This is a genomic window from Azotosporobacter soli (assembly GCF_030542965.1).
GTDB lineage: Bacteria > Bacillota > Negativicutes > SG130 > SG130 > Azotosporobacter > Azotosporobacter soli.
The window spans coordinates 61,571-75,859 of the sequence record NZ_JAUAOA010000017.1 but is presented as its reverse complement, the minus strand read 5'-3'; the positions used below and the strand labels follow the sequence as shown (position 1 = coordinate 75,859).

General features: G+C 51.6%; 13 protein-coding genes. 8 read left to right on the top strand and 5 right to left on the bottom strand.

The genetic code is table 11. The annotated features are described in order from the left end of the window. Window positions 1-84: 84 nt before the first annotated feature. Window positions 85-540, top strand: a complete 456-nt coding sequence (gene tnpA, locus QTL79_RS13570; protein WP_346353623.1) for an IS200/IS605 family transposase — start codon at window positions 85-87, stop codon at window positions 538-540. Window positions 541-724: 184 nt separating this feature from the next. Here tnpA and QTL79_RS13565 read toward each other — a convergent pair whose 3' ends face one another. The 3 genes from QTL79_RS13565 to QTL79_RS13555 form a co-directional block, all read right to left on the bottom strand. Next, the gene (locus QTL79_RS13565; protein WP_346355508.1) at window positions 725-2,287 is read right to left on the bottom strand and encodes a BCCT family transporter; all 1,563 of its coding nucleotides are present in this window, start codon (window positions 2,285-2,287) and stop codon (window positions 725-727) included. Window positions 2,288-2,306: 19 nt separating this feature from the next. Continuing rightward, window positions 2,307-3,497: a trans-sulfuration enzyme family protein gene (locus QTL79_RS13560; protein WP_346355507.1), complete on the bottom strand. Its 1,191-nt coding sequence runs from the start codon at window positions 3,495-3,497 to the stop codon at window positions 2,307-2,309. 204 nt (window positions 3,498-3,701) lie between these two features. After that, window positions 3,702-4,502 (bottom strand): MerR family transcriptional regulator, encoded by an 801-nt coding sequence (locus QTL79_RS13555; RefSeq protein WP_346355506.1) that lies wholly within the window; start codon window positions 4,500-4,502, stop codon window positions 3,702-3,704. A gap of 278 nt (window positions 4,503-4,780) precedes the next feature. Here QTL79_RS13555 and QTL79_RS13550 point away from each other — a divergent pair, with 278 nt between their 5' ends. Further along, window positions 4,781-5,173 carry a DoxX family protein gene (locus tag QTL79_RS13550; protein ID WP_346355505.1) on the top strand — a complete coding sequence of 131 codons (393 nt, stop codon included), beginning with the start codon at window positions 4,781-4,783 and terminating at the stop codon, window positions 5,171-5,173. 716 nt (window positions 5,174-5,889) lie between these two features. Continuing rightward, on the top strand, window positions 5,890-6,969 hold the full coding sequence (gene rsgA / locus QTL79_RS13545; RefSeq protein ID WP_346355504.1) for a ribosome small subunit-dependent GTPase A: 1,080 nt from the start codon (window positions 5,890-5,892) through the stop codon (window positions 6,967-6,969). Window positions 6,970-7,232: 263 nt separating this feature from the next. On the opposite strand, the gene QTL79_RS13540 is transcribed toward rsgA, so the two are convergent. Both QTL79_RS13540 and QTL79_RS13535 read right to left on the bottom strand, forming a co-directional pair. Further along, window positions 7,233-8,159, bottom strand: coding sequence for an MBL fold metallo-hydrolase (locus QTL79_RS13540; protein WP_346355503.1), 927 nt, complete (start codon window positions 8,157-8,159; stop codon window positions 7,233-7,235). A gap of 71 nt (window positions 8,160-8,230) precedes the next feature. Continuing rightward, window positions 8,231-9,082, bottom strand: a complete 852-nt coding sequence (locus tag QTL79_RS13535) for an aldo/keto reductase family protein (RefSeq protein ID WP_346355502.1) — start codon at window positions 9,080-9,082, stop codon at window positions 8,231-8,233. A gap of 307 nt (window positions 9,083-9,389) precedes the next feature. Here QTL79_RS13535 and QTL79_RS13530 point away from each other — a divergent pair, with 307 nt between their 5' ends. Genes QTL79_RS13530 through QTL79_RS13510 form a run of 5 tightly spaced genes read left to right on the top strand, consistent with a single transcriptional unit; the run spans window position 9,390 to window position 14,207 of the window. Next, on the top strand, window positions 9,390-10,421 hold the full coding sequence (locus tag QTL79_RS13530; RefSeq protein WP_346355510.1) for a LacI family DNA-binding transcriptional regulator: 1,032 nt from the start codon (window positions 9,390-9,392) through the stop codon (window positions 10,419-10,421). Next, complete coding sequence (gene rbsK / locus QTL79_RS13525; protein WP_346355501.1) at window positions 10,418-11,350, top strand: ribokinase; 933 nt, start codon at window positions 10,418-10,420, stop codon at window positions 11,348-11,350. The genes QTL79_RS13530 and rbsK overlap by 4 nt, the downstream gene beginning before the upstream one ends. Then, on the top strand, window positions 11,347-11,742 hold the full coding sequence (rbsD, locus tag QTL79_RS13520) for a D-ribose pyranase (RefSeq protein ID WP_346355500.1): 396 nt from the start codon (window positions 11,347-11,349) through the stop codon (window positions 11,740-11,742). Before rbsK ends, rbsD begins: the two co-directional genes overlap by 4 nt. Window positions 11,743-11,762: 20 nt before the next feature. Then, on the top strand, window positions 11,763-13,256 hold the full coding sequence (locus QTL79_RS13515; RefSeq protein WP_346355499.1) for a sugar ABC transporter ATP-binding protein: 1,494 nt from the start codon (window positions 11,763-11,765) through the stop codon (window positions 13,254-13,256). 3 nt (window positions 13,257-13,259) lie between these two features. Next, entirely contained in the window at window positions 13,260-14,207 is a 948-nt protein-coding gene (locus QTL79_RS13510; protein ID WP_346355498.1) for an ABC transporter permease, read from the top strand. The last annotated feature ends 82 nt before the right edge of the window (window positions 14,208-14,289 follow it).

Genomic DNA, 14,289 nt, shown 5'->3' with positions numbered 1-14,289 from the left:
TGACAACTGTTATACAAAAACTCACCACTTTCTTATAATAGAGGGTGTTCAGGCCACTATACAAAGAAAGGACTGGTGAGTTTTATGGGACAAAGTTTAGCACATACAAAATGGCAGTGCAAGTACCACATAGTATTTACGCCGAAGTTTAGACGGAAAATAATCTATGGTCAATATCGTGAAAGCATAGGAGAAATATTACGAAGGCTATGCAGTTATAAGGACGTAAAAATCATAGAAGGTCATCTAATGATCGATCATGTGCATATGTTAGTATCGATACCGCCAAAATTCAGTGTTTCTGCATTTATGGGGTATCTAAAAGGAAAAAGTGCGCTAATGATATTTGAACAGCATGGTAATTTGAAATACAAATATGGGAATAGGCACTTTTGGGCAGAAGGATATTATGTTAGTACAGTAGGGCTAAATGAAGCGACGATCAAGAAGTACATTCAAGAACAAGAAAAACATGATCAAGCAATAGATAAACTGAATGTACGAGAGTACGATGACCCTTTTAAGGGTAACGTGAAGTAGTACAAACATCCCTTTAGGGATAGCAAAAGTGATTAGACCGTAGTGGCTTGAACAAAGTGAAAGCCAGCGTCTTGAGACGCCGGCTAGTAATAGAGGCTTATAGCCTCAGTGCAAACCACCCGTTAGACGGGTGGTTCTGATTGCAGTGGAAGCGAAAATTTTTTAAAGTCATTGTTGTTTTTGCTTAACTCACCTGCTTATTCTCCACAGGAAGTTCCTGCGTTTCGAGATCCTTCTTCAAGATCCGGTAGAACGAGAGAAGCAGCAGTGCGATAACGAAGAGCATTGGAAGCGCGAAGACTGAGGTGACGGATTGGATGGTCTTTAAGACATTCAGCCCCGGTACCATGTGCTCCAAGAAGAGGATGCCGACAGGCAGGAGCAGGACGAGGAAGGCCCAGAACACTTTGTACCATTTTTGCGGCTCTTCGTCGTTCTTTAAATTTTTCGAGGTGAGAATGGAGACGACGGTGGAGGCGGCGGTTGCGCCGCAGGCTAAGGTGATGAAGACGACGGCCATGTATACGGCGATCGCGAGGCCGGAAAAGGGCAGCGTCTTCAAGACAGCCAAAACTGCAGCGTTATTGCCGCTTTCGCTGACCAGCTGCGAGAGATTGAGCGCACCGGACAGTTCTAAACTGATGCCGTAGTTGCCAAGCACTGCGAACGCCAGCCAACAGGCGAGCGAGGTCCAGATGCAGCGGACGACTGCGATTTCACGGAACGTGCGTCCGTAGGAGACGCGTGCCAGCCAGAGACCGTCGGAGATCGTACAGCCGACGTACCAGGCCCAGTAGAAAACGGTCCATTCCTGAATGAAGCCGGTTTGCGCGATCGAATCGGTATTGAAACTCATATGGATGAATTCGCGGATATTGGTGCCGATCGCCATGACGAAGTTGTTCAGGATGAACGATTTTGGCCCGGCCAGGAAAACGAAGAGGAAAAAGGCAATGGCCAGCTTGACGTTAAAGTCGCTGATAATGCCGATGCCTTTCGCGATGCTTTTCGAGGTGGAGAGGATAAAGAAGAGGCAGAAGACGAGGATGACGCCGATGCGCAATTCAAAAGTGATCGGCATGTTTAAGAGGTATCCGGCCAATTCGGCCAGAATGGATGTGCCTAAACCGACTGTGCAGACCAGACCGCCGATATAGCCGAAAGCGACGACTCCGTCGATGAAGGTTCGTGCGGCGCGGACCGGAAGACTGTTTCCTTTTAAAACAGGTTTGCAAAGATCGGATAAGTTCAAAGAATCGACTTTTTTATTCCAATAGAGGTAACCCAACGCGAGCGAAGCGGGCAGATAAATGGCCCAAGCCGAAAAGCCCCAGTGAAACATTCCGTAGGCGGAAGCGTATTCATACGCCTGGATCGACATCGGAGCGACGCCGAACGGCGGCGTTTTAACGTAATACATCCACTCAACCATGCCGAAGATCAGGATGCCTGCGCCCGCTGCGGAACACATATTCATAGCGGCCCAAGTGAAGTATTTATAGTGGGGTTTGGCATCGGAGCCGCCTAAGCGGATGTCGCCGTATTTGGAGAACATGATAAAGACGGCGAAGACGGCGCTGAGAAAGGCCAGCATCAAGAACAGCCAGGGGAAGTTCAAGGTCATGATCGAGTAAAAGACGTTGATCACAGCGGCGCTTCCGTCTGGAAACAACGCCATCGGAATGACCAGTGCGACCAACAGGCCGACTGCGATCAGGGCGATCGGCAGATTAATATTTTTGAACATCGATAAGCTCCTCCTTTAGTTATGCTTTTTTGAATACGGTCAAGGCTTGTTTGAAATCGGCAATTAAGTCGTCAATGGCTTCAGCGCCTGCGGAAATGCGGATCAGACCTTCTTCCATGCCCATCGCTTTCAGTTGCTCGGGCGTGAATTCATTGCGAAAAGCGGTAGCCGGGTGGGCGATGCTCGTACGATATCCTCCTAATGTACCAAGATATTTAACTAAATTCAACTTATGCATAAAGGCATTTACTTTGGCCCGGTCGTCTTCGACGCGGAAACTGAGCATCGCGCCGCAGCCGTTCGGCAGGAGTTTGGCGGCCAGTTCACGCTGCGGATGGTTGGCGAGCGTCGGGTAATTTACGTAGCGGACATGCGGATCGTCCTGCAAGGCTTCGGCAATTTTTTTTGCGTTTTCAAACTGTTTCATGACGCGCAGTTCCATCGTCCGGATGCTGCGCAGCATCAGCCAGGAGCTGTTGGGGTCGAGACAGCCGCCCAGCAATAAGTAATCGAAATAGATTTTTTTCATCAATTTTTTGGAGCCGGTGATCGAACCGGCGGTAATATCGCTATGGCCGCCAAAATATTTCGTCAGACTGTGGATGACAAGATCGGCGCCATGTTCGAGCGGGCGAATCGCAAGCGGCGTGGTGAAGGTGCTGTCGACCAGTACCAGCGCTCCGTTTGCGTGAGCCAGTTCGGACAGCGCATCGATGTCGACGACTTCGATCAGCGGGTTGGCGATGATTTCCGTATATACGATCGCGGTATTGGGCTGCAGCGCTGCGCGAACGCTATTCATATCGGTGAAGTCGCTATAGGTGACTTCCACATTCAGCTTTTTTAAGATGTTGTCAAACAGTTCGATGGTTTCGCCGTAGAGCGAGCGGTTGGCGAGGATATGGTCGCCGGCTTTGACAAGCGAGAGCACGGCGGTCGAAATCGCGGCCATGCCGGAAGCGCAGACAAGCGACTGCTCGCCTTTTTCCAAATAGGAGACGGCGTCAGCCACTCCGTCACGGTTCGGATTCGCGGTCCGGCAGTAGTAATATTTGCCGCCGGTACTGGCAAAGTCGTAATCGTCCATGTCCTGGATGATGTTGGCGGTGGAATGATAGATCGGCGGCGTCTCCGGGTGTTCGATCGGAAGCTTCGACTCGCTTCCGGCATACAGGATATTCGTTTCTCTGGTTAGCTCATTGAATACCATTTGTATCTCCTCCAAATCAATAGTAGTGCGTATATGCCAAGCGTAAACCTTATGCTAAGAAGCATGTCAAGAAAAATTCGCACAAAACAGAATAATCAATTTTAATGGAGTGCGAAAAAAATAAGCGATGCGTCTTTTGTAAAATGAAAAAGACGCATCGCTTATTTTTTTCGTAACGCCGCCAGCGGCGCATGCTCTAAAATTTTATTCCAACAACAGCTGCACTTCATAATCGGCGTTCATGTATTCGACTAAATTGCCTTCGAATTCCAGCGCGACAATGGTAGACGGTTTTGGCAGCGAATCGAAAAATTTTTCCAAGATGGTCGTGTCCCATTTTTCCTGCAGCAATTTGGTGCGGAAGCAAAGGTATTCTCCGGCCGGAAGTTCCTTATACCAGGGCGTGAAAAACGTCGGCCTCTCTTTGAGATAAATAAAATATGTTTTAGGTTCGAACTTGCGTTGAAAAAGGCCGGAAGCAGTTATTTCATAGCCGTATTGGCGGCGATAGGAGAGCGCGTGCAGTTCCGCGCGGCTGCGGGTCTTGGCCAGGCGGATTTCCATATCCGCCAGTTCGTCGTGCTCGTAACAGGGAACCTGGATTAAATGTCGCGCATCCAGGTGCATGCGGTAGAGCACTTTCGAGACGTCCATTTTGCTCAAATAGGTGAAGTAGTCAATATACCATTCCACGTCTTTAATCCTGGCCCGCATCGCTTCCATGGCCTGGTTGGCGGCCTGCCATTGCTGTTCAAGCGCAGGCAGCAGACCGTCGACCGTGCCTTTTTTCATGATGCTGCCGATTTCAGAAAGCGATAAGCCTAAATATTGCAGGTATTTGATCCGGTCGATGATATGGAACTGGTTGAATTCGTAATAGCGGTAGCCGCTGCCGCTCGAAGTATACGTGGGTTTAAGAATGCCAATTTTTTCGTAGTGACGTAATGTTTGCGTGGTAACGCCGAGAAATTTCGCTGTCTCTCCAATGGTGTAATACTTTTTCATGCGAATAGCTCCTCGTATCAATCATAACGCGTAAGAAAGATGATTCCTACAATAAGGTAGAAGCCCTTTTCTAAAAATTTTAAACCTTATTGTAAGAATAAGGTCAACCCTTTTATTCTTTACAGAGCGAAGAAGTCCTGCCTCTATGAAAAAGCGTAGGAATACAAAACGAAGAAGAAAAATTATTTAAAAATAAATTTAAATAATACCCGTATCGTTTTAGCGAAATGCGCTGACTAATAAAATAAAAACAAATGACAACCGGGGAGGAAATAAAAATGAAAAAGAATTATGAATGGAGCATGCTCTTAATCCGCCTTGCTCTGGGCAGCATATTTTTGGCGCATGGCTTGCAAAAAATCAGCGGTTTTGAAGGAATCGTACAATGGTTTGCTTCGATCGGCCTGCCGCCCGCGCTTGCATACGCGGTGACTGCAATTGAAACGCTCGGCGGAGCCGGACTGCTCTTCGGCGTGCTTGTCCGTCTCTCAGCGCTTGGTATTGCGGGTGTCATTGTCGGAGCGATTCTTTCCGTCAAACTCAGCAAAGGCTTTATCGGCGGTTATGAATTCGATCTCTTGATCTTAGCGGCGGCGCTTGCTTTGGTCCTGTCCGGCAGCGACAAGTTCGCGCTGGGAAATCTCTTTGGCCGCTCAAGCAGGGATGATTGAGATTATAAAAAGGAGTGTCTCAACATAGGTGAAAATATGTTGAGACACTCCTTTTTTGCGGTTATAAGCACTTTAAGAAATTTGCTTTAGCAAAATAAATTTGATAGTAATGTGGTTTATTAATGACCTTAGCTTTTTCCGCGAAAGTAGTTTTACCGTGACTAATCGTTCTTCGGATCAGCCATGGTCGCAAAAACCTGCAACCACCGGAATACCAGATATATGACGCCGTCCATGGCGCAATATCTGCGAGCAGCGTCCTGCTGCTCGTTCCTATGGTTTTAGTTAGTGCTCCCTGTCTGCTTTCCTCGTCCTTAACGTCCCGGAAAAACAACTTCCGCGGGACTTTGAAGGAACGACGAAAGGGAATTTTGTGAACTTGCAAAATTTATCCAATTTTTCACTCTATGATTTGGTTCGAGCAATCCTCGCAGCCGTGTCTTTTGACCAGGCCTGGCACGAAGCCATTTCGTTCTGGAAAAGTCACATGACGGCCAAGTTTGATTTGCTAACTCAAATAAATCAAAAGAAAGTGATAGCGACAAAAGTATCTGGAAATCGCCTTTGAATGTGCGTATAATAAAAAGCAACGAAAGGGGTGTTGGTATGTTTAACAACGATACGTCGGATATTGTAAGAAGCCGGGAGGTGAATCTGAAATAAGCTAGCGGATCAGCCTCCCAAAAGGGCGAAGGATTCTTTTGGAGGAAGAAAAGATGATCGATATGGAAAATTGGGGGCTAACCCCGCAATTAGTCGCCGAAGCCGAGGCTGCGGGGGCTTATTTGGGGCGCGTCGTCTCGCAATATAGAGACTGCTGCCGCGTCGTCACGCGAAAAGGCATGATGAACGCGGATGTGTCAGGTAAATTTCGCTTTGCCGTGAAGCGCTTGTCCGAGTATCCGGCAGTGGGCGACTTTGTACTGCTTGACCGGAGCGACGATCAAAGCGGCAATGGCGTCATTCAACAGGTTTTGCCGCGCAGGAGCGCCGTAATCCGTAAAGCGGCGGGAACCGGACAGGCGGAGCAGGTGGTGGCGGCCAATTTGGATCTGGTTTTTATTTGCATGTCGCTGAACGATGATTTTAATTTGCGGCGTTTGGAACGTTATCTCGGCATGGTATGGGATAGCGGCGCGACGCCTGTTGTGGTGTTGACGAAGGCGGATCTTTGCGTTGATTTGGCGGAGAGAATGGCGCAGCTCGAGACGGTGGCGTTCGGCGTCGATGTCGTGGTCACGTCAAGTTTTGCCGAAGAGGGATATCAGGCCGTCAGACGTTATCTGGGGCGTGGCCGGAGCATTGCCCTGATCGGTTCTTCGGGCGTAGGTAAGTCTACGTTGCTCAATCGTTTGCTTGGCCGCGAATTTATGGCCACGCAGGAAATCCGTCAAGACGATAAAGGACGGCATACGACGACGAACCGTCAAATGCTTTCACTTCCTGACGGCGGCGTTATAATCGACACGCCGGGCATGCGTGAGCTTGGTTTGGAAGGCGCGGATCTGGCCAAAACGTTCAGCGATATTGACGTACTGGCTAAGGAGTGCCGCTTTTCCGATTGCGGACATGGGCGGGAACCGGGGTGCGCGGTGCGCCGCGCGATTGAGCAAGGTCGTTTGCCGGAAGAACGGCTGCTTAGTTATCAAAAGTTGCAAAAAGAAGCGAAGTATCAAGGGTTAAATGCAAAACAGATCGAAGCGGAGAAACTGGCGGTCATGTTCGCCGACGTCGGCGGCATGAAAAATGCGCGACGTCTTATACAGGAGCAGGCGAAGAACAGGCGGAGGTTTTAAAACGTAACGGTCGCTAGTAAAAAAACGGGTCAGCTTTCATCTGGTGGATGAAAGCTGACCCGTTTCAGCGTGTAGACAATTGAAAAAACAAAATACGATAACAGGAACGAATAGGCAGATTAAAGGAAACGATAACACGAAGAAGCGAAGCGGGCCGATACTATCGGCCCGGCGAGAAGAAAGGAAGAATTTAAAAGCTCTTCCGACCTTCCCTTCTTCAACTCTTCGTGTAAAGAGCGTCCCACTTGATTTCGTTTTTTCATTTACCAAGTCAGGCGCAGCGTTTCGCCAAGCAGCGGAAGCTTTAGGGCATCCGGCGGCAAGCTGCGTTGCTGCCAGGCTGCTTTCAGACGGTCGAGCGTTTCGAGCGTCGTTTCATCGCCAAGCGGGAAGGCATCGTGGTGCATCGGCAGGAAGAAGCGTGCGCCGCAGTCGAGATATGCTTGTACGGCTTGCTCCGGTGAGGCATGCTGCGTCTGCATAAACCAACTTGGCTCATACGCGCCGGTCGGCGCAAGGAAATAGTCTATTGAAAAACGGCGGCCCACTTCTGCAAAGCCGCGAAAATAGCCGCTGTCTCCCGCATAATAGACGGTTGGCCCGGCGGCGCTCTGTAAGACCCAACCGCCCCAATGACTGTGGTTGGTATCCCAAAGCAGGCGGCGCGACCAATGCTGCGCCGGGACGAAATGCAGATGCAACTTGCCGAGCACGGCTGTTTCCCACCAGCTAAGTTCTTGTACGCAGGAGAAGCCTTTGGCGCGCAGCCAAGCGGCGAGTCCCGCGGGGACAAAAATCGGAATGCCGCGTCCCAAACGGCGCAGCGTGTCGAGATGAAGGTGGTCGTAATGGTTATGCGAAATCAAAATCGCGTCGATCGGCGGCAAGTCTTCCAGCGCCAAACCGGGTTGCGCCAGACGGCGGTGAAAGCCCATTCGTCCGGCCCAGACCGGATCGGTGAGCAAATTGAAGCCGTCCAGTTGCAGTAAAAACGTTGTGTGTCCGACCCAGGTCAGCGTCGGCTCTGCGCGGTTCGCGGCAAGAAATTCATGTTCTTTTTCCGTCGCCTGCGGCATGATGTAAGAATGATCACGTTTTTTGCCGAAACGTTCCTTCTGCCAGCGCAGTACGGCGGAAGGCGGCAGAACCACATTGACGTCGTCCAGGTTACGGTAATGATGATGGGCCATGCTTGCTACCTCGTGTTTATAGAGTGATGGAAATAAATTCACTGCCGGAGTTGATCAAGCGGATCTGTTATTTACAGATAGTCCGCTTCCGAATCCGGGATGGTATTGGTCAGCTGCGATAAATACTGCATGTCCGCGTCATCTATGATAAAGTCGACGTCTGTATTCGCGATGATATAGGCTTCATGCGTTGACTTCGGCAGCGGCAGAATATCATTTTGCAATGCGAATGCGATGCAGAGCTGTGATGCGCTCTTGTCATATTTTTGCGCCATGCGCAGAACATCTTCATTGTGCAAAAGATCGCCGTGCGCAAAAGGCGAATGGCCGATCACTTGGATCTGATTTGCTTTGCAGAGGCGAACCACTTCGCTTTGTGGACAGCCGATGTAATAACAGATCTGATTGACGTGAGGGACAGTTGTGCCATGTTCGAGCAGGTTTGTAAGGTCGGCACAGGAGAAGTTGGATACGCCGATCGCGCGGATCAGACCTTCGCGATACCAGCCTTCCATCCTCTGCCAAAGGGCGGCGTTTTCCTTATCGTAGTTTGCCTGCGGATCGTCGCATTCATCCCAGGGCACAGGAGAGTGGATCAGATAAAGGTCGATGTAATCCAGTTGCAGGTCTTTCAAAGATTTTTTAAAAGCAGCCTCTGCTTGGCGCACATCTTTAATGTCGCCGGACAGCTTTGTCGTGATGAACAGGTCTTCGCGTTTAACGGCAGACTGCTTAATTGCTTTGCCGACGTTTTTTTCATTACCGTAGTCGTTTGCCGTATCGATATGCCTATAACCGTTTTTCAGCGCATACGAAATACTGGAAAGACATTGTTTTTCTTTTTCGATCAGCCATGTACCGAAACCGAGCTTGGGAATCGCAACTCCATTTGCCAGGCGGAACGTTTCATTCAGTCGTCGCATTTCTATGATCTCCCCTTCGTCATAATCAGGTAAGAAGCGTCTGTCGCAGATTTCTTTTATCCTGTTAATTCTCTCCGGCCGCTTTTTTACCTGCCTTGCACGCTGCGCAAATTTATTCTTCGCCGTTTGAAATATAAAAAGCAGGACAGAAATACTTGCGAAACAGATAAGAGAAAAGAAAAAACGAATTGTTAGAAAAAAGAAAAAGAGCAGCAGGAATTTTTTAAGGGTAAGAAGAATAGACAATGTAAACGTTTACGTAAACGTTTACAGAAGACCGGACGCAGGGAGAGTGTCACATTTGGAAATGGAAGAAGAACGTACGAAGCCGGTGACAATTAAAGACGTGGCCCGTGAAGCGGGCGTTTCGATCGCTACGGTATCGCGTTTGCTCAATGGCCTTGACGGCGTTGCGCCGGAACGGGCGCAGCGAATCCGCGACGCTGTGGAAAAATTACACTACCAACCGAATTCAATGGCGCGTGCGCTTAAAATACGCGAGTCACGCAGTATCGGCCTGATCATTCCCGATATTGAAAATCCGTTTTTCCCGGCCTTGGTGCGCGGCGTCGAAGACGCGGCGCAGTTGCACGGTTACGCGGTGATCCTCTGCAACACCGACGGCAAGCCAACGCGGGAAGAAGAATATATGAAGTTTCTTTATCAAAAACAGGTGGATGGTATTTTGTTTGCCGGCAATCTCGATTTTGCCGAAAACAGCCACTGGCTCTCGACGATTCAACTGCCGATCGTGCTGCTCGACCGTCGCATCCCCGGCGCGCCTTACAGTGCAGTACTCAGCGCAAATGAAGACGGCGCATATTTGGCGGTGCAGCATTTGATTGCACAAGGCTGTCGTCAAATTGCGGTCATCGGCGGCCGTGCGCGATCGCCGGTCAGCAACGAACGGTTGCAGGGTTATCGTCAGGCTTTGATCGATAACAAAATGGAAGCGGACGAAATGCTGTGCAAAGAAGGAAACTTTTCCTTCGAAGGCGGCTATCAGGCTATGGAATCGCTCTTAGCCGGCGGAAAGCCATTTGATGGTTTGTTTGCCGCCAATGATATGATGGCCATCGGCGCGCTGCAGTGTTTAGAGCGGCATGGCCGCAAAGTACCGGAAGAGATTGCGGTCGTCGGCTATGATGATATTCAGATGGCGGCCTGGTATAAACCCGCGCTTACGACGATGGGGCAGCCGGTCTATGAGATGGGACGACTGGCGGTCGCGAAGCTGGTCGAAGAAATCGGCGGAAAGAATGTCGTACGGCAAGAACAGATTTTACAGCCGCATTTGGTTGTGCGTCAATCTTCGTTACGAAAGGGGCAGGAACGATGAGTCGGAAGAAAACAGTGCTGGTTGTGGGCAGTTTGAATATGGATCTGGTGGCGAGCGCCGAACGCTTGCCGGCGAAAGGCGAGACGGTATTCGGCAGTAAGTTTGCCACATTTCCAGGCGGCAAAGGAGCCAATCAGGCTGCCGCCGCAGGACGACTCGGCGCGGATGTGCAGATGGTCGGTTGCGTCGGCAAAGATGCGTTTGGCGCTGAACTCTTAAAGAGTATGGCCGGAAGCGGCGTTGATATTGCACGAATACGTGAGGTGGAAGAAGCGACCGGCACGGCATTGATCACGGTTGATCCGGCAGGCGCTAATACGATTGTCGTGGTGGGCGGCGCGAACGACTTGTGCAGCCCGGAGGATGCCGAGCGCGCGATCAGGCAGATCGGTTCTGACGGCATCCTGCTCTTGCAGCATGAAGTTCCGCCGGAGACGGTGGCGCAAGCGATTCGCAGCGCCAAGGCGCAGGGCTGGACGGTTATTTTGAATCCGGCTCCGGTGCGCAGCGTAGACGCGGAGCTATTGCCGCTGATTGACATCTTGCTGCCGAATGAAACGGAGATGGCCGTGCTGGCTGGGATGCCTGCGAGCACGCCCGATGCTGCAGCTGCCGCTGCGGAGCATTTGCTGGCGCAGGGCGTCGGTGCGTTAATCATTACGCTCGGCAGTCAAGGCGCTTTATACCGCAGCCAAAGTGAAACAAGGCATGTGCCCGCCTACCGCGTTAAAGCGGTCGATACGACGGCAGCGGGCGACGCGTATGCCGGAGCGCTGACGGCCTATTTGGCTGAGGGGCTGATGATGGAAGAAGCAATGAAAAAAGCGTCGGCCGCCGCTGCGCTGTCCGTGACGAAGTCCGGCGCGCAACCATCTCTGGCGTGGCGTGATGAAGTGGAAACATTTTTACAAGCGGAGGGAAGAATATGAAAAAGCAAGGCGTGCTGAATCAACCGATCAGTCAGGTGATTGCCGGAATGGGGCATGGCGATATGCTGGTCATCGGCGACTGCGGTCTGCCGATTCCGCCCGGCGTGCAGCGCATCGATCTGGCGCTTACCGCAGGCGTACCCGGATTCATGCAGACGTTGACGACCATCTTAGAGGAACTGCAGGTTGAAGAAGCGATCATTGCCCAGGAAATGAAAGAAGTCAGTCCGGCGATGGAAGAGGCGGTCGTACGGCAAATGGGGACGACGCCGCTTGGCCGGATGAGCCACGAAGAGTTCAAGGAAATGACGAAGCGGGCGGTGGCAGTGGTGCGGACCGGTGAATGCACCCCTTATGCCAATATCATCTTGAAATCCGGTGTGGTGTTCTGATAAAGGAGGTACGTCTGCTTGTGAATGAGATACCGTTATTACATATGCGGGGAATCACAAAATCCTTTCCCGGCGTAAAAGCGCTGCAAAGCGTCGAGTTCAGATTAGAGCGCGGTGAGATTCATGCGCTGCTTGGCGAAAACGGCGCAGGAAAATCGACGTTGATGAAAATACTCAGCGGCGTCTACCAAAAAGATGAGGGCGAAATCCTGCTGAACGGGCAGGCTGTATCGATCGCCGATCCGCGCCAGGCGATGGCGCAGGGCATCAGCATCATTCATCAGGAGATGAACTTGGTGCCGGAACTGACCGTGATGGAAAACATTTATCTCGGTGCGGAACCGACACGATTGTTCGGTTTCGTTGACTGGCGGAAAATGGAGACGGCGGCAAGCAAAGTGCTGGCGCAGCTCGGTTCCGATATCAAACCGGATGCGGTCGTTTCGAGTCTTAGCATCGGGCAGCAGCAAATGGTCGAGATTGCGAAGGCGCTCTCGGTTGATACGAAAATTTTAATCATGGACGAACCGACGGCGGCGCTGACGGAACGCGAGACGGAGCGCTTGTTCGAGATCGTACGCAAGCTGGCGGCGGACGGCGTCGGCATTGTCTACATCTCGCACCGGATGGAAGAACTGTTTGCGCTCAGCCAGCGCATCACGGTGATGCGTGACGGTATGTATATCGCAACGGTCGAGACGGCTGCGGTATCGTTTGACGAATTGATCCGCCTGATGGTCGGTCGTGACGTGACGCAGCGTTTTCCAAAACAAACGGCGCAGTTGGGCGAGGAAGTCTTGCGCGTGGAAAAATTGAATCGTCCTGGTTTGCTGGAGAATATCTCCCTTTCGGTCCGCGCGGGCGAAGTGGTCGGCGTGGCGGGACTGATGGGCGCAGGCCGGACGGAAATGGCCCGGGCTATCTTTGGCGCCGATCCGCTGGCAAGCGGCGACGTATTCGTCAGCGGTAAAAAACAGTCGATTACGGACCCGGCCGATGCGATTCGCGCCGGAATCGGCCTGATCACTGAGGACCGCAAGAACCAGGGTTTGGTGCTGAACTTGTCGGTCGGCGAAAACATGGCGCTCGCATCGCTCGACGAACGCTGCAGCGCAGGCTTTGTCAGACAGCGTGAGGAAAACGATGCGGTGCGTGAGAATATTGAAAAGCTTAAGATCCGCACGCCGGGTGCGGCGCAACTCGTTAAGAATCTGAGCGGCGGCAACCAGCAAAAAGTGGTCATTGCCAAATGGCTTTTGACGAAGCCGAAGGTGCTGATCATGGACGAACCGACGCGCGGCGTCGATGTCGGCGCGAAGGCCGAGATTTATCACATCATGAACATGCTGACCGCAGCGGGCGTCGGAATCTTGATGATCTCATCCGAGCTGCCGGAAGTGTTGGGCATGAGTGACCGGGTAATGGTAATGCATCGCGGGCGTCTTGCTGGAGAATTGTCTCTGGCGGAGGCCACGCAGGAAAAAATCATGGCTTTTGCGGCAGGAGGAGAATAGACGGTGGCTTTAAAAGACAGTGCACAATCGAACATCATACGAAAAATGGGGCCGCTTTTGGGTCTGGTCCTACTGAGCGGCGCCATGGCACTCCTGTCGGATCGCTTTCTGGATGTCAACAATCTGCTGAACGTGGCGCGCCAAGTCTCCATTAACGCAATTATCAGCGTCGGGATGACGATGGTGATTTTGACCGGCGGCATCGATTTGTCGGTCGGTTCGACGGTGGCTTTGGCAGGCAGCGTCACGGCAGGACTTCTTACTGCGGGACAGGGGATGTCGACCGCGATTCTGGCCGGTTTAGTTATCGGCGTGGTGCTTGGCTGCTTCAATGGCTTTTTAATTACGCGGGCCAATGTGCCGCCGTTCATCGCCACCTTGGGCACGATGACGGCAGCGCGCGGCTTCACGCTGGTCTATACGGACGGACGGCCGATCACCGGCATGGACGATGCGTTTCGCTTCCTGGGCGGCGGTTATATTGCAGGGATCCCGGTGCCGGTCGTTTTAATGATCATCGTTTTTGCCGCAGCGTATGTCGTGCTGCGCCAGACGAAGTTCGGCCGCTATGTCTACGCGATCGGCGGCAATGAAGAAGCGGCGCGTTTGTCCGGGATTCATACGAAAAAAATACTGCTTTCCGTATATAGCATCGCTGGACTGTTGGCCGGCTTCAGCGGCATTATCATGGCTTCGCGTCTGAATTCGGCGCAACCGACCGCGGGCGTCAGCTTTGAACTCGATGCGATCGCTGCGGTCGTGCTGGGCGGCACCAGCCTGTCCGGCGGCATGGGAACCATTGGAGGAACCTTAATCGGGGCATTGATCATCGGTATTTTGGATAACGGTTTGAATCTGCTCAATGTCTCTTCCTTTTATCAGCAGGTGGCCAAAGGGGCCGTTATCCTGCTGGCTGTGATTGTCGATAACCGACGCAAAAAAGGAGCGTGATGCCTGGCTGTCTGATGGGTTGATGAAACAGGGCTCTATGAAAGTTTCCCAAAGAAAAGAAGAGAAAACAGGAGGGTTTCAG